The following is a 15,733-nucleotide window of genomic DNA, read 5'->3' as shown; positions in this document are numbered from 1 at the left end:
AATTATTTTGTAACAAACTGGTTGTGAGTTGGTCTATATAAGTAAACATTAGATTTTTTTAATATTTAAAAATCACTGCTTCATGGTTGAGTCAGAAACATCAACAGTATCGTTGGCACCGATTCGTTCAATTGCGGGAGAGATCCTTCAAAACATACCGGATTCCTTCCGGGGACTTGACTATCACGCCGAGCTTGGAAAACAGATCAAACAGCTTGATGATCTGAAACGCAAGCAGCTGATGAATTCGCTGCATACGTTTTTGCTCCACATGCGAAAGAATGAAGCATCGGATATTGATATTGGCGGCGGCGGTTGTGATGGTAAGATTTGGTATCGGGTATTTGGCAATAAATCACCCTTGAATATTCCTGAAACGCTCAACCACAGGGAAACCGACCTGCTCATTCACAGTATTATCACCGAGGAGCAGCGTCATCAGTTATTGCAGAATCGAAACCTTGACTTTTCGTATTCCTTGCCAACCCAGAATGGCGAAAAAGCCCAGCGGTTTCGGGCCAATGCCTATTTCGACCTTGAGCACCTTGCGCTGAACATGCGGAAAATTGATGAAGAAATCCGTCCGTTTAAAACACTTGGTGTACATCCGGGAGTAGCCAAAGCGCTTAGCCTGAAATATTATAAATATGGGCTGACGCTCATCACAGGAATCACGGGGTCCGGTAAATCAAGTACGCTCGATACGATTATTGACGCCAACAACCGTACGGTTGACTCACATATCGTCATTATCGCCTCACCGGTTGAATTAATTCACACGCCGATACGCTCCGTGGTTCGCCACAGGGAAGTTGGTAGGGATGTAACGTCGTTTAAAAACGGGGCGATTCAGGCGCTGCGGCAGGATCCGGATATTATTGTAATTGGTGAGCTTCGCGATCCGGAAACCATCATGACAACATTGGAAATTACAGACTCTGGTCACAAAACATTTGGCACGCTCCACACCTCGTCCGCAATGGAAAGTATAGAGCGGATTTTGGGTGAGGTTCCCACCGAGGAACAAAACAGGGTGCGATCAAGGCTTGCAGATGTTTTAACCGGCGTTATAAGTCAAAAATTGATTCCGAGCCTTGATGGCAAACGGGTGCTGGCCAAGGAGGTTTTACTGGTCACACCGTCAGTTCGCGCTGCTATCCGTAACGATAACGTCAATGAAATTTACCAGATGCTTGCCGAAGGCAGCGAAAAAGGAATGATCACGATGGAGCAGGATTTGAAACGGCTGTTTGATGAGGGCATCATCTCGAAAGAGGAAGCTATCAACAATGCCAATAACAAAAAGAGACTTTACCAGCTCCTTAACGACTTGGATTACTAAGCTATGTTTAAACCTAAAGAATATATTGGAATTAGCCTGGAAGGGGACAGCCTCAAATTTGCCAGGGTAGTATCTGAAAAAAATAAGCTTCGCGTTGTGCGTGTGGATCAGTTAACGCTTGTGAATCCCATTAAACAAGCAAATTCGCCTTTACCAATGGAGGATGAGGAGAGTGATGCGTTTGAAGATGAGCTTGATGCTGACCTCATTTTTGGCCTTGATAACGGCACTGATAAATCCCAACCCGAAGAAACAGCGAAAAAGAGCTCAGCTAAAGAAGAGACGGATGAACTGTTCGGCGAAATTGATCTCGCTGAGCTCGATGAAGAGGAGTTCGGGGAAGATCCACGGGAAGACCTGATGGCCGAGACCGATGAATCGATTTCGAATGAGAAACTGGTTTATGACTATCTGTCGTCGGTTGATTCAGAAAGAAAATATGTTGCGGTAAATATCCCTGCCGGCGATACTATTTTCCAGTTCCTCAACGACCTGAATTATTCTGAACTCAAGAAAAAAGAGCTCGTTGATATTATTGAAGACAAGCTCTACTCGCTGTATAACCGTCAGCCGAATGTAGATCTTTACGATTTTGAGATTCGCGACGACGGCACACTGGTCATCGGGTCTCTTGAATATGAGTCGCCAACGCTTTCACTTGTTTTCAATGCCGGTACCAATAATAAAGAAAAGTACCTGATTGGTGATGTCACCCCGGATGAATCTGTGATGGCGGGGCTCTACCGAGAGCATTATGAGATGAATCCCGAAATTGTTTCGGCTCTTCTCCAGGTGGGAAAAACAAAGAGCAGACTCCTTTTTTTGAAAGGAGAACAGCTGCTACAGGTATCTCCCGTTATAAATGAAGGGTATGATGATAAGAACTATCTGAGTACTATTTTTTCGAAAATACTTTTCCAGATAGATACAGGAGAGGTACCCGGGCTTGATCAGCTGATCATTTTTAACAACGGAAAAGGCACACCTGTTCTTGACTTCTTTCGTGAAAGCTTTAGTGAGCTGAAGGTTGAAGAGTTCACTTTTGATGATGAAAAGGTCATTTACGGAGATACATTAAGTGCAACTGTACCCTTTTATACAACAGCCATTGGTCTGGCCGAAATAGCGGCAAAATCGGAGATCACCAAAAAAATACGACTCTCTTTTTTACCCTCTTACGTAATTGATCAGCAAAAGATTTTCAGGCTTCAATGGCATGGTATTCTGCTTCTGATTCTAATTGGATTGAGTCCTGTTGTGCTGAATCATTTTTACCAGCAAAACCAGTCTCAAATTGAGTCATTGGAATCAGAATCATCACAGCTCACGCAGATGATTACCAATGTTGAACCTCTTGTAACCAGATCTGAACAGCTTTCGCAGGAGTTGAGCACAATGCAGGAACAGCTTACACTGCTGCAGGAGCTCAATGAAAATAATATAAAATGGACTGTAACTCTCAATGAGTTTAACCGCGCCGTTCAAAATACCGGAAGTCTGTGGGTTTCGTCGTTCAGACAAAACGAAGATTTGATTATGGTAGACGGCTTTTCTCTCTATCAGGAGAGGATACCGGAACTTGCGTCACAATTTGAAACCGTGACGCTGCTAAATGTACGCAAACAGGAAATCCGCGAGAGAGAAATTTACGCTTTCTCCATGATGATCCGCGACGTAGTTGATGATCCGTCGCTGTTCACACCTCAATGGAATCCTGAAATCTCAGACGCTTCAACACCTTAAATTATGTCGTACGCATTACGAAATACTCTCATTCTGCTGGTGGCTCTAATATTGATTGGAGCAGGTGGTTATCTTTTTATCCGCTTTTATCAGCAGCCAATAATTGAACAGCTCGAGGCAGAGGTTTCTTCTCTTCAAACGGAATATGACCGAAAAAAGGCCATAGCCGATCAATTACCCGAACTGGAAGTTAAGTTTGAAGAATCCAGAATGTTTATCGAAAATTTTGATAAAACTCTTTTTAGAACCAATAATCCTGATCGTATCTACCGGTACCTGTCGCTGTTGAGTGACACGGCGCCGATTGAATTCGATTATGTGTTTAGCGATTCCACAAGCAACGACCGGTATGGTATTGTTACATCACAACTTTCAGGAAGAGGGCCATATACATCCGTTTTGAACTTTCTGACTCGTATTGAGAATAGTGAACCCGTTCAGAAGATTGAACAGCTTGTAATATCACCTGTTAATGAGGCAGAAGAATATAGCTATGTAACATTTACAATGCGCTTGTCCAGCTATTACGACCGGCTCAATTACTTTAATGTGTCCGGCACACCGGGAATCTCGGGGCAGATTACACTTGCATCCCATAACCCATTTTATCCGCTGATTCGAAATGTTGAGCCGAATACGGAAAACAGAATTAACATTGAACAGAGTCAGCTTGTGGGAATAGGTAACGGCATGATTTACCTGCTCGATCAAACCGGCTCGCTACAAACACTTCGAGAGGGCGACAGAGTGTATCTCGGTTTCCTCGAAACCATAAATATTAATCAGGGTATCGCCAATTTTCGCCTGAATAAGGGCGGTATAATCGAATCAGTATCGCTGGAGGTAGAACGATGAACAGTCCAAAACTTATGATCAAATCAGTCATTTTATCAATTATATTCCTTTTAGGTTTCACCCAAATTGCTTTTTCGCAGGCAGCAGCAGAACGACCGCCGCGGGAATATACTAATCCAGAGGAGATGATATCGTTCGATAGACGAACCCAGTTCCAGGATGCAATTGAAGTTCTCACGAACTACGCCCAGCAATACGAAAATCGATTTATCATCGATCGTACTAATACAACCGGCCCAATAGGTGTATCATTACCAGCTATGCATTGGAAAGACGCGCTTAACTACATTATGCGGGTTCAGAAACTTGTTGTACTTGAGTCAGAAGATATTCTCGAAATTGTTACCGAGAAGGAGGCAGCGGAACTTACTTCAGCTACAGACGAAACTGTTCAAAGTTCCGGAATTTCGGGCGAAGAGTTCGACGGATTTACCGTTAACACCGAAACACGGGAAGTTCGTATCAATGCCACGTTTTTTGAGGGTAACAAACGTGCATTACAGGAAATTGGGGTCGACTGGTCCACCATATCGAATAGTGTTCCGGATAACCTGGGTGATTTTGTGGGAGAAGAATCAAGCGAAAGCTTACCAAGCACTGAGTTCGATGGCCGATTTGTAGCCGTAAATTCTAAAGGCGCACAAAATGTGTCTCAGAGTGTCTTCAATTCTATCGTAAACTTTGGAGATATTGGCGGAGGTATTGAAGTTCAGGCTCTGTTCAGTGCCTTTGAGGCCGACAATCTCGGGCAAATACTTGCAACACCAAGCGTAAAGGTAATGGACGGCCAGGAAGGACGAATCCAGGTTGGACAGGATTTCTCAATTAAACAGCGGGATTTTGCGGGCAATGTCACTGATCAATTCTTTAGTACGGGAACCATTCTGCTGGTTCGTCCACAGATTGTAGAAATAGGGGATACCACGCTTATCTACCTGGAGCTTGAGGCAGAACGATCATCAGCACAACCCGATCCTGTCAGCACCATCATCAATAAGCAGCAGGCTAATACGCATGCACTCTTACTGGATGGTGAAAGTACAGTTATTGCAGGTCTTTACAGAACAGAGGAATCAGAAGTTCGCCGGGGAATTCCCATCCTGAAGGATTTACCCGGATGGTTTTTTGGCCTGAAATATTTATTTGGATACAACTCCGTAGATCGCCAGGAATCAGAACTTATCGTATTGCTGCAGGCGGAGCTCGAGGAATCTTTGGATGAACGACTTGAACGATCATTTCAAAGTAAAGGTGAACTACTTTCTCAGAAGCAAGAGCGACATCGCAACAACATGGAATATATAAGCGATAAATCTCCGGTACCGCCATCTACGTCACAAAACAGTGGCATGAATGGTCCGGCTTCTGGGGCAGTAAACGATTCGGAAGACGTAACATCAGCATCAGATAACAGTAATCGCCGTATTCTTGAAACTGTTGAACGTGAAGAAGTCGATATGAATGAGATCAGACCGGGGTCGGAATACGCAGGAGTTCAGCATACACCGTTGCATAAACGTGATTTGTCGGGATATGATGGAGCCTATAAGGAGATGGAGATGCATAATGTGAATAGCAATCATGGCGACTATGAGTTTTACGTGATCGGCGGGTCTTTTAAAGTTAGAAGTAACGCTGATCGACTTTATGGTTCTTTTAAAGAGGAGGGTCTGGATGCTCATATGCTGTACAACCCGGTGACCGGTTTTTTCTTTGTCGCCTATAAAGGGTTTGAATCAAAAGAGAAATCTATAGAATATGTAAAACAGATTCAGGCAAATCGACAGCCTGAAGCATGGTTATCAAGATTGATTAAGCAAGAGAGAAGGCTCAAGTTAAACGGAGAGTAACTTGTAAAGAAGTATAGCCCATTTCGAGAAAAGCCCGAATCATTCGTTCGGGCTTTTTTTTTGATCAAGGTCTGTAATCTTGTGCAACACCACGTTTGACCAGACCAAAGAGTTATTCAGAATAGTAAAATGATGGAAAGAGTCCTTTAAAAAAATTGATGTAATCTGGATTTTATAATACAACTTTTGTCTTGTGTATCAACATCTTGTAGCGTTACTATAAAATAATTATCAGTTGGCTAAAGTATCCTGGTGAACATTGGAACTTTGCTTGATCAAGTATTCAATAGAGATCTTATTAAACAGTTCCGGTTCTTCAATATTACAAACATGCCCGCAGCCTTCAATAACTTTAAGCTCGCTTCGCTCAAAATTCCCAATCATTTTTTTAACAGGAGGGAGGAACATATGATCCTCACTGCCCATCACATAAAGCGTGGGATTTTTCATCTCTTTCTCTTTGAAATATTTTAACAGTGGATTGACATCATAGGTTAGCCGGAACCATTTAAGAAACTCCTTTTTAGCAAGGTTCTTTGCATCACTTATAAACATACTTCTTGATTCCTGGTGATTTCTTTTTGGCATAATTACCCATGCGAAGAGTTTATAAAGCCATATGAAGGGAACAATTTTCTTGAAGGTATGTCCAAGCCAAACAAGAATGCGGGACCTGACGTCAAGCCGTGTGATTGCACCGCACATTACAGCCGATTTTACGACCTCGGGCTTTATTTCCGCAATTGACCTGATAATAATTGTTCCCAGAGACACACCGACGAAATGGGCAGATTCAATTTTATTTTGCTTGAGTACTTCCAGTACATCGCGGCTGACAGTTTTAAACGTATACTTTTCTTTGTAATACGCCTTCATCGTACTCATTTCTTTTGATTTACCATGTCCCCTTAAATCAACCAGTAATACGTTAAAATACTCCTGGTATGCACGAACCTGTTTGAACCAGATGGAAGACGAACCGCCGGCACCATGGATGAAAACTACCCAGTCACTTGAGTTATCTTTTATAAATTTTTTGTAGTGAAGCATAATTCCTGAAGCGCTAAGCTGGCAGTTTAAAAAAGATCAATAATTAAAATCCCGGGTTCAGTTCAAATTTAAAAATGTATATATTTCATAACCCGTTTAAGGTGATCGCGCAACATTCGATAAAAGATATACGACGAGGTAATGAACTCAGATTGCTAATAACAGAAAACTAAAATAATCAAACCTTTACCATCAAAAAAATTGGTTTAGGTTTTTATGGACTAAAAAATCGTTTGATAACTGCAGATTTACCTCTTAAACATTAGTACCTTTAGTCAATGAGATCAATCTACGCCTTCTGTAAGATCATATCTGTTGTTGCAGTTACCCTTGGAGTGTATTCGGCATTTATCGCCGGCTATGGTGTCTTACGACTTTTTGATAAGCCGGTAGACAATTGGCGCAATAAAACTCTGTCTACCTGGGGCCGATGGGCAGCCAGAACACTCTCAATAAAGGTGCATGTTAAAGGCCATGTACCGGAACCACCTTTTTTTATGGTCAGTAACCATCTGAGCTATATTGATATTATAGTTCTTTTTAGTCAGTTAAAAACCACTTTCGTTGCAAAATCAGAGGTTGCTGACTGGCCGGTACTTGGCTTTATTGCCAGAACGATTGGTGTTGTGTTTATCGACAGAAAAAGACGGTCTGATGTAGCCCGTGTTAATGAAGAGATTTCAAATTCTGTAACAGATAACAGAGGACTTACTTTGTTCCCGGAAGGAACGACAAGCCCCGGATGTGAAATTTTGCCGTTTCGCGCGGCTCTGCTTGAGTATCCGGCACGTTCAAAGCTGGGTGCCCATTACTGTGCACTCTGGTATTCCACAGAAAATGGAGACGATACGGCCTACAAAGTCGTTAACTGGTGGGAAAATATCTCACTCAATTCACACCTAACCCGATTGGCAAAGGAAAAAGTTATACACGCAACCATTTCTTTTGGAGACAAGGTGATAAAAGATAATGATAGAAAGATTTTATCTCGAAAACTTCACAAAAATATTTCACAGCTATTCAATCCGATGTGCAGTTCGAATGACACAAAATTTGAACCCCTCCAGTTTTAAAGGTACTAGTTAGTAATGAGCCGCACCTACAAAAAACTCCTGCTGGTACTCCTTGTTTTGTACTCAATTTCTCTTTTGGTTCAGCATTTTTTTCCAGTAGAGAATAAGTCCTATAAATATGAAGTTGCTGAAACGCTTGAATGGGAGGGATCAGCACTTCCATTTTCGTACTTAGACTTTGGTCCGTCAAACGGACAATCCGTAGTTTTAATGATTCCTGACCCATTTATACCTATTCAAAAATTTGAGAGATTCTCCCAGACAATTTCAGATTCACGACGGGTTATTATTCCACTTTTCCCATCAGAGAACAGCGAGGGAGAATTGATAACCCACTCGCCGGAGGCCCGGGCTGATATTCTGCATCGTTTTTTAGAAAAAAAAGGAATTGACCAAGTTGATCTTATTGGCCATGGATTCGGGAATGCCGTTGCAATCCAGATGCTCGAAAAAAATATGAGACGAAGCATAAGGAGTTACTCGATGATTTCGGCGATTGGTGTTCAGGAATTTCATTTTTTGGGCTATCATGTGCTTAATCAACCGATCTACACAATTTTGTACCCTGTTGGCTGGCTGGTGGATCATGGGTTACCACTCGCACACTGGAAAAAACATATTCCCATCGATCTTGAGGGAGCTCGATTTCTTAACAAAATGGATCAACGGGCTTTTCGTGATATTCTATCGTCTGTTAAATTGCCGGTACATATTCTGCATTCTGAAAAAGACCGGCAAATTTCAGTTAATACCGCCAGGGAGCATCATCGTTTAATCCCACAAAGTTCAATAGTAATAAATGAAGGAGACCATTCTGCAATTCATGATAAAGCTGTCACCTGGGCCAGGAGCTATAACGAGTTTCTATCAAACGTTGATGCCAAAACCACACCCGGGCCGGGCGAAATTTCCGCCGAACGGATAGAGCTTGCAAAACAGGATTTCAACTTTGGAGATGTTCCACCGGTAGCCGGCTGGGCGTTTTTCATGTTAGTTTTGCTTTTGACCATTGTTACACTGATCAGCGAGGATTTAGGGTGTATTGGAGCCGGGTTACTGGCTGCCGGCAATGTTATTACAATTTGGGCAGCATTCCTGGTGATATTTGTAGGTATTTTGGTTGCAGACTCAGGTATCTACTGGCTGGGAAGAATATTTGGACGGCCAATCATACAAAAAGCACCATTCAAATGGCTCATTTCTCGAAAAGATATTGATTGGACAGCGATGTTATTCAAAAACAACGGTTTCAAAATTATACTGGGAAGCCGATTTTTGCCGGGCACGCGATTTCCAACCTATTTTTCTGCAGGCGTTCTTCAAACTGCATTTCCGACATTTTTTATTTATTTCTTAATCTCTATTCTAATCTGGACGCCTCTGGTGCTGGGAACATCTATTATTGTTGGGCAGCAGATGCTCGACTACCTGCAAATTTACCAGGAGTATGCAATACACATTTTCTTTACCCTGGTGATTGTTCTCTATTTTGGGTTTAAGCTTCTTGTACCGCTATCAACCAAAAAAGGAAGAAAAGAGCTTGCTGTATACCTGATTCGATTGAAGCAAAGGGTAATAGGCAAATAAATTATGCCCTCTCGCTTTTGAATTTATATAGCTATGACTAAAGTCTGTTACCGTTTCGACTTAAAAAATCGCTTTAAAAGCTGACTGCTCTCGCTCTCAAGAACTCCCTGAATAATTTCAGTTTGATGATTTAATTTATTATTCGACGCCAGATTAAAAACGGTTCCGCATGAGCCTGCTTTCTCGTCCATTGCTCCAAAAACGATTCGCTCGAGCTTCGACCAAACGGCAGCTCCGGAACACATCATACAAGGTTCAAGTGTTACATAAAGCGTGCAGTTACGCAGGTATTTTTCTTGCAGGGTTGTACAAGCAGCCGACAAAGCCAGCATTTCGGCGTGTGCCGTGGGATCACACAGCATCTCAACCTGATTGTAGCCCCGCCCAATGATTCTGTTTTGGTGAACCACCACAGCTCCCACAGGAACTTCATCTTTTAGGTAAGCAGTCTCAGCAAGCTTCAGCGCTTCTCGCATAAATCTTTCATGAGGCGAAGACATATCTCCGTTAAACATAAGCTAGAAAAATGGTATGTTATGATTGAACTATGTTGATGGCTAAAATACTGAAATACACAGATGAAAAACGAACAGCTTAAAAAACTGTATAGTAAAATCCGGACAATACCGGACTTTCCAATGCCGGGCATTCAATTTAAAGATTTCACACCCCTGCTTGCAGATCCGGAAACCCTTTCGATGACATCCGAGTTGCTCAAAAAACCTTATGACGGGCTGAAAATAGATATTGTCGCAGGGCTGGAGTCGCGCGGATTTTTATTGGGACCGCGATTGGCCCAGGATTTAAATGCCGGGTTTATACCAGTAAGAAAATCTGGTAAGCTCCCCGCAGAGACGTTTGCTGAAGAATATGAGCTGGAATATGGAGTTGATTCTTTGGAAGTTCACAAAGATGCACTTTCAAAAGGCGCAAATGTAATTATACATGATGATTTAATTGCAACTGGTGGAACCGCAATGGCATGCGCCAGATTAATAGAAAAATTAGGTGGTAATATTATTGCTTTTTCCTTTATCATGCACATAGATAGTTTAAAAGGTTTGGAACTCCTTGAAGGTAAATCTTATACTTGTCACACACTTTTATCAGTATAAAGAAACAATTTTAAAATTTTACCATATATAACCAATCACCAAAACATCACAGAAAACATAACTATTATGGCAAAACCAAAACTAATCACACTTTCAATGTGTGTTGCATTACTGTTTGGCGCTGCTGCATGCGGTCCATCACTTGTGCTGCAGGGAGTTGATTACGCACAACCCATTGAAAGCGTACTAACACCTGACTCCAATGCGGAAGTTCATGATCAGCGATATGCAGTTCAATTTAATATTTCACCTGTACTCGAAGAAGAGGGCGTAGATTCTGTAGACCAGGTTCGTCTGATTCGTAACAGTGCCGGATATTATTTCTTAACAGCAGCAGGGTTTAACAACGTATATGTGTTTGCACCTGCTGAAAGTAAACTCGAGCTTCAAACTAAAATCAATATAACAGGTAACGGACTCCAACAACCGGCTTTTAATCAGCGTAGCGGCCGTATTGAGCTCGTTGATATTGCAACAGGAGACACGTACAACCTAGATCAAAACGGACTCAGACAATAGGGATAGATATGAGAAAAGTAATGAAACCAACAATTTCTACATTGGCAGCCCTTTTAATGATCGTTGCAGGGAGTTCGGCATTTGCTCAGCAATCCGACTACCAAATATGGCAAGATTTCAGGGCGGAGTATAATGAAATAACTCAGGCTATTGACAATGCAGTTTCATCTGAAGACATAAGTCAAATATCAGATGATATTGATCAGCTTGAAGCCGATTATTCGGGATACCAGGATTTAATAAATGGAGCTATGCACCCTGAAACATTTCAGGGACGCATTGCTGATCTGCGTGATCGTATCTCCGGAACAGGAAACAACATCGACATTGTCGAAGAGTTGAATGAAAGAATAGCTCAGCTACAGGCAGAGATGGAGGATTTGAGAAATCAAGTTACTCAAATGGATGAAGAGGCCGTTGCTTTGCGTCAGCGAATCGAAAGATCAGCATCCAACGAGCGACGATTGTCAGCTTTAGTCACACAATACCGGCAGAATATCGAGGCAAGAGACAGCTTCGTTATCGAATTTCTTGAAGATCTGCTGAGCAGATATCAGGCAATGGATGCTCAAACTCAGTCTGATATTGCTGAAGCAAGCGAAAGCATGGACGATAATCCACTCGATATTGTCCAAACGATTCTATCGGAATATATTAACCAGGCTGACCAGGAAGCAAATCTTGAAGCTCCGGATTATATTCGCATGCGGGCACAACATGCTTATTTTGCAGAAGTTTGGGATGATATCGGGGAAAGAATGGCAAGTACCTATGCGTCTGAAACGCCCGTTGAGGCACGCCAGGAAATAACTGACCTGTTATCAACCTGGGAATCAAGCATTAATAACAAGCTCTGGAATGCAATAAGCACTGCATTCAATCAGAATGGTATTGAATTACCTTCTTTCTCGAATGAAGATGCCTTTGTAACCGCGTTAAATCTATTTGTTGATAACGCCATTGAGACTGCAATAGCACAAAACGAGCAGGCCGATTTGGAACTTTATCAGAGCTTTAGCGACTACTGGAATAGTACTGTTAAAGGTGACTGGGGCGAGTATCTAATCAATGGTGAGGTAATGACTCAGGCTGAAATAGCAGAAATTGACATAAAATTAGGTGAATGGGCTCGACACGCAGAACCCGTATCTAACCTGATGTTTATTCTGTTTCTGATCAGTCTTGCAGTAATTATTGGACTCATTGTTTTACTTGTTACCAAGAAAAGCTAAACAAAGATCTATAAGTCATTCAGCTGTAATGGCTGAATAGGCAATGCATATAAAAAGCCCGCACCGAAATTTTTTCGTGCGGGCTTTTTTTTGCAAACAACTAATTGTTAATGCTTTGATAAAGTGAATCCATATATGGAAGTTCAGTCGAGAGAGTGATTCACTTATCGTAAGCAGATTTCTCAGACGTAAGGCACCATTAAAATATCTGATAAACTCAAAAATAAAATCAGACTGTTAAAAGCTGAAACAGGGCAGATGGATGATACATTAATACTGGTTCAGATATGACCCGTATGGTCATGCGAATTTAACTTTACATAATATATATTATACGACATAATTATTCAGCTTTAGTTAGTGGTTCAGCAATAATTACATATTTAAACTTTTCTTGGGGGTTACAGCATTATAGATTTGAACTACTCATGTTGCGTCATATTTGAATGATCGTAGCAACTTGTCCGCGGATGGTGCATCCATAATCCATAGCTGTACACACATTGGATCTGCCAGCGTTTATTTTTGACCCTGACAGAAACCCGGTTATGAAACCTACTATACCAACGAAATACAGATCGTAATCACCAATGATAAAACCAAGCTATAGATATCGATTTAAAATTTTATCAATACTGCGGAACAAAATTTTTCATATGAATTACAAGCGAATTGAAAACAAAAACGATATCCTATCTAATGATTCTCTGTGTGTAAAAATGAAATTATTTATTGTTGAAGACGATAGAATTCAATCACTAATTCTTGAGATCATGGTTAGCAAACTCGGGCTTCAGCATATCGGAACTGAAGCGTCCGGTGAAAATGCAGTTAAACAAATCGTAAAGAATAAGCCCGATATCGTACTCTTAGACATCATGCTAAAAGACTCATATAACGGCATAGATGTGGCCCGGGAAATAAAAAAAGTGTATGAACCCGTCATCATTTATATCACGGGGAATTCAGATTTTGTCCACAAGTCACGAGCTCGTGAATACGGATTTCACGATTATATTTGCAAACCGGTATCTATTTATAAACTTAAAGAGTCAATTGAATCCATTAAGGTGATTTAGCGTACCGGAATTTTTTCATTCCCGGGATTTACTAGAGGCTATGATTATGTAAAGCTCTTTACATTGATATCAAATTCACCTTTTTCGTTTGAATCGAGTTGTATTTTATCCAGAATGGCATCAATATTTATGGGCTGATGCAGGGTGACATATCCCCCCTCTTTTCTCTTTTTCATATTCGTTGCCAGCCTGGATACATCGATAACTAACAAAAAAATATTTTTTCGTCCGCTATATTCGGTATTCAGATACTCTTCCAGTGTTTGAGGTAAAGCACATCGAATTCCTTCTTCCGGATCAAAATCTTCGGGCGCATAGACCCCTTCTTTGTTTAATTTTGGCCATTTTCGCCTTGAAACAACATGAAATATTAAATCTTCCTGCATGCGGTACTCATCTTATCATTTAAGTTCTGATGTTGCTATATGTAGTATTGCGTCTCCTTTGTGAACGACCGGACTGTTATTTAAACCAATTACGCGCCCTTCGTTGCGATTGATAACCCGAAAACTTTCATTTCCATACGGATCAGTAATTTTCCCCACAATCTGGCGCGGTTTCACTATGTCTCCGAGCTTTACTTTGGGATTAAATATTCCGGCAACCTTTGACCGAATCCAGCTCGACTTTTTGAATACCGCCGGTTTGTAGGGAGAGTCAAGTTTACCTTCGCGCATTCCAAGGTGGTTTAGCAGACGATTAGTACCCTCAATGGCAGTTTGTATGCCGTGTTCATCAAAGCGCATAGATTCACCCGTCTCATATACGATGATTGGTTTGCCTTTGCGCTGGGCGGCTTTACGAAACGATTTATCAATTAACCTTGAATGCAAAATAACCGGTGGTGCAAATGCTTGTGCAAGCTCAAGGTTCATTTCATTATCGAGAACACAGCGAATTTGCGGATAGTTTGCCCGGCTCGCCCCGCCCGTATGAAAATCGATTCCGTAATCAATCTTTGGTATGATTTCTTTTACAATTGTATGGGCCACAAGCTTGGCAAGAGAACCGTTTTTAGTCCCGGGAAACGACCGGTTGATATCTTTCCCGTCTGGTACGCCACGTACGTTCTGAATAAAACCGTAAACATTCATCAGCGGAATCGCAATGATGGTACCGGAGGTAAGATTCAATTGATTTCCAGATATGAGCCGGCGGACGATTTCAATTCCATTAATTTCATCACCGTGAAGCCCGCCTGTCAAGAGAACAACCGGACCATCTTTTTTTGCCCGTATAATGCGAATCGAGAGATCTATACTTGTGTACGTCGGAAGCCTGGCGATACCAATATTTACCTGCTTGTCTTCACCGAGATGAATTTTCTCGTCGTTGATTTCAATCTCTTTAGGCATTACTCTTCTTGTTTTTTGGGGATTTTTTCTTTGATTTTCCCTTTTCAACTAAATTTTCTACGTAAGTAATAATATCCGAAGCAATGTCCTGGTTTGTTGTCTTTTCAATGCCTTCAAGGCCTGGTGATGAATTCACTTCCAATACGAGCGGTCCTCGTTCAGACTGGAGCAGATCAACGCCGGCAATCGATAATCCCATTACCTTAGCAGCTGTTAAAGCGACTTGACGCTCTCGCTTACTGAGCTTTATCAGTTCACCTGTTCCACCCTGATGCAGATTAGAACGGAATTCCCCCTCCTTTCCCTGGCGCTTCATTGCGCCAACAACTTTATTGTTAATAACAAACGCACGGATGTCCGCGCCTTTTGCCTCCTTGATAAATTCCTGGACTATTACGCGTGCTTTCATGCTGTGAAAAGCATCAATTATGGATTCTGCTGCTTTTTTAGTTGGTGCAAGCACAACTCCATAGCCCTGTGTGCCTTCAAGAAGCTTTACAATTAAAGGTGCGCCACCAACACTGTCAATGATTTTCGCGACCTCTTTTGAGTAATTTGTGAACACTGTCTTTGGCATTCCAACATCAGAGCGGGCCAGAACCTGTAAACTTCTAAGCTTGTCGCGTGAGCGTACCAGTGCCTGTGATTCTACAGCAGTTGGAACTCCCATCATTTCAAATTGCCTGACAACTGAAGCTCCGTAAAATGTTACGGATGCGCCAATCCTCGGAATCACAGCATCCACATCATCTATGAGTTCTCCTTTGTAGTAGATTGATGGATTATCCTGCTCAATTACGATATCGCACTTCAGGTGATCAAGAACGGTTGCCCTGCTCCCCCTGTTTTCAATCGTTTCAACCAGCCTTCGGGTTGAATACAACGAACGGTTTCTGGATAGTACAACAATGTGTAACGGTTTGTGCGACATTA

15 protein-coding genes are annotated in these 15,733 nt (G+C 41.8%); 10 read left to right on the top strand and 5 right to left on the bottom strand.

All coding sequences use genetic code 11. The features are described 5' to 3' along the window. Window positions 1-82 precede the first annotated feature (82 nt). The 4 genes from AABW11_RS02405 to AABW11_RS02390 are packed head-to-tail and all read left to right on the top strand — an operon-like array spanning window position 83 to window position 5,790. The gene (locus AABW11_RS02405) at window positions 83-1,342 is read left to right on the top strand and encodes a type IV pilus twitching motility protein PilT (RefSeq protein ID WP_340103047.1); all 1,260 of its coding nucleotides are present in this window, start codon (window positions 83-85) and stop codon (window positions 1,340-1,342) included. Window positions 1,343-1,345: 3 nt separating this feature from the next. After that, entirely contained in the window at window positions 1,346-3,085 is a 1,740-nt protein-coding gene (locus AABW11_RS02400; protein WP_340103046.1) for a PilN domain-containing protein, read from the top strand. 3 nt (window positions 3,086-3,088) lie between these two features. After that, entirely contained in the window at window positions 3,089-3,940 is an 852-nt protein-coding gene (locus tag AABW11_RS02395) for a type 4a pilus biogenesis protein PilO (RefSeq protein WP_340103044.1), read from the top strand. Window positions 3,941-3,954: 14 nt separating this feature from the next. Then, a complete protein-coding gene (locus AABW11_RS02390; RefSeq protein ID WP_340103042.1) occupies window positions 3,955-5,790 on the top strand; it encodes a hypothetical protein in 1,836 nt (611 codons plus the stop codon). A gap of 231 nt (window positions 5,791-6,021) precedes the next feature. Here the strand turns inward: AABW11_RS02390 and AABW11_RS02385 are convergent, their stop codons facing one another. Further along, on the bottom strand, window positions 6,022-6,840 hold the full coding sequence (locus AABW11_RS02385) for an alpha/beta fold hydrolase (RefSeq protein WP_340103040.1): 819 nt from the start codon (window positions 6,838-6,840) through the stop codon (window positions 6,022-6,024). Between the two features lie 278 nt (window positions 6,841-7,118). Between AABW11_RS02385 and AABW11_RS02380 the strand changes: the two genes are divergently transcribed. Together AABW11_RS02380 and AABW11_RS02375 are read left to right on the top strand one after the other, a co-directional pair. Beyond that, entirely contained in the window at window positions 7,119-7,913 is a 795-nt protein-coding gene (locus AABW11_RS02380) for a lysophospholipid acyltransferase family protein (RefSeq protein ID WP_340103038.1), read from the top strand. Between the two features lie 15 nt (window positions 7,914-7,928). Beyond that, window positions 7,929-9,500, top strand: a complete 1,572-nt coding sequence (locus tag AABW11_RS02375) for a VTT domain-containing protein (protein WP_340103036.1) — start codon at window positions 7,929-7,931, stop codon at window positions 9,498-9,500. A 47-nt stretch (window positions 9,501-9,547) separates the two neighbouring features. Here the strand turns inward: AABW11_RS02375 and tadA are convergent, their stop codons facing one another. Next, window positions 9,548-10,015, bottom strand: a complete 468-nt coding sequence (gene tadA / locus AABW11_RS02370) for a tRNA adenosine(34) deaminase TadA (RefSeq protein WP_340103034.1) — start codon at window positions 10,013-10,015, stop codon at window positions 9,548-9,550. A 63-nt stretch (window positions 10,016-10,078) separates the two neighbouring features. Between tadA and AABW11_RS02365 the strand changes: the two genes are divergently transcribed. The 4 genes from AABW11_RS02365 to AABW11_RS02350 all read left to right on the top strand — a co-directional run bounded on the left by AABW11_RS02365 (window position 10,079) and on the right by AABW11_RS02350 (window position 13,445). After that, on the top strand, window positions 10,079-10,615 hold the full coding sequence (locus AABW11_RS02365; RefSeq protein WP_340103032.1) for an adenine phosphoribosyltransferase: 537 nt from the start codon (window positions 10,079-10,081) through the stop codon (window positions 10,613-10,615). 66 nt (window positions 10,616-10,681) lie between these two features. Continuing rightward, window positions 10,682-11,134, top strand: a complete 453-nt coding sequence (locus AABW11_RS02360; RefSeq protein WP_340103030.1) for a hypothetical protein — start codon at window positions 10,682-10,684, stop codon at window positions 11,132-11,134. Between the two features lie 8 nt (window positions 11,135-11,142). Then, window positions 11,143-12,366, top strand: coding sequence for a hypothetical protein (locus AABW11_RS02355; RefSeq protein WP_340103028.1), 1,224 nt, complete (start codon window positions 11,143-11,145; stop codon window positions 12,364-12,366). Window positions 12,367-13,022: 656 nt separating this feature from the next. Further along, window positions 13,023-13,445: a response regulator gene (locus tag AABW11_RS02350; RefSeq protein ID WP_340103026.1), complete on the top strand. Its 423-nt coding sequence runs from the start codon at window positions 13,023-13,025 to the stop codon at window positions 13,443-13,445. Between the two features lie 44 nt (window positions 13,446-13,489). On the opposite strand, the gene AABW11_RS02345 is transcribed toward AABW11_RS02350, so the two are convergent. The 3 genes from AABW11_RS02345 to rimK are packed head-to-tail and all read right to left on the bottom strand — an operon-like array spanning window position 13,490 to window position 15,731. After that, window positions 13,490-13,831 carry a DUF952 domain-containing protein gene (locus tag AABW11_RS02345; RefSeq protein WP_340103025.1) on the bottom strand — a complete coding sequence of 114 codons (342 nt, stop codon included), beginning with the start codon at window positions 13,829-13,831 and terminating at the stop codon, window positions 13,490-13,492. 15 nt (window positions 13,832-13,846) lie between these two features. Continuing rightward, on the bottom strand, window positions 13,847-14,800 hold the full coding sequence (locus AABW11_RS02340) for a succinylglutamate desuccinylase/aspartoacylase family protein (RefSeq protein WP_340103023.1): 954 nt from the start codon (window positions 14,798-14,800) through the stop codon (window positions 13,847-13,849). After that, window positions 14,793-15,731, bottom strand: a complete 939-nt coding sequence (rimK, locus tag AABW11_RS02335) for a 30S ribosomal protein S6--L-glutamate ligase (protein ID WP_340103021.1) — start codon at window positions 15,729-15,731, stop codon at window positions 14,793-14,795. Before rimK ends, AABW11_RS02340 begins: the two co-directional genes overlap by 8 nt. Between the last annotated feature and the right edge of the window lie 2 nt (window positions 15,732-15,733).

The sequence above is a fragment of the Rhodohalobacter sp. 8-1 genome (assembly GCF_038150125.1).
GTDB lineage: Bacteria > Bacteroidota > Rhodothermia > Balneolales > Balneolaceae > SW132.
The sequence above is the reverse complement of the archived record's forward strand: the minus strand, read 5'-3'. Positions and strand labels throughout refer to the sequence as shown.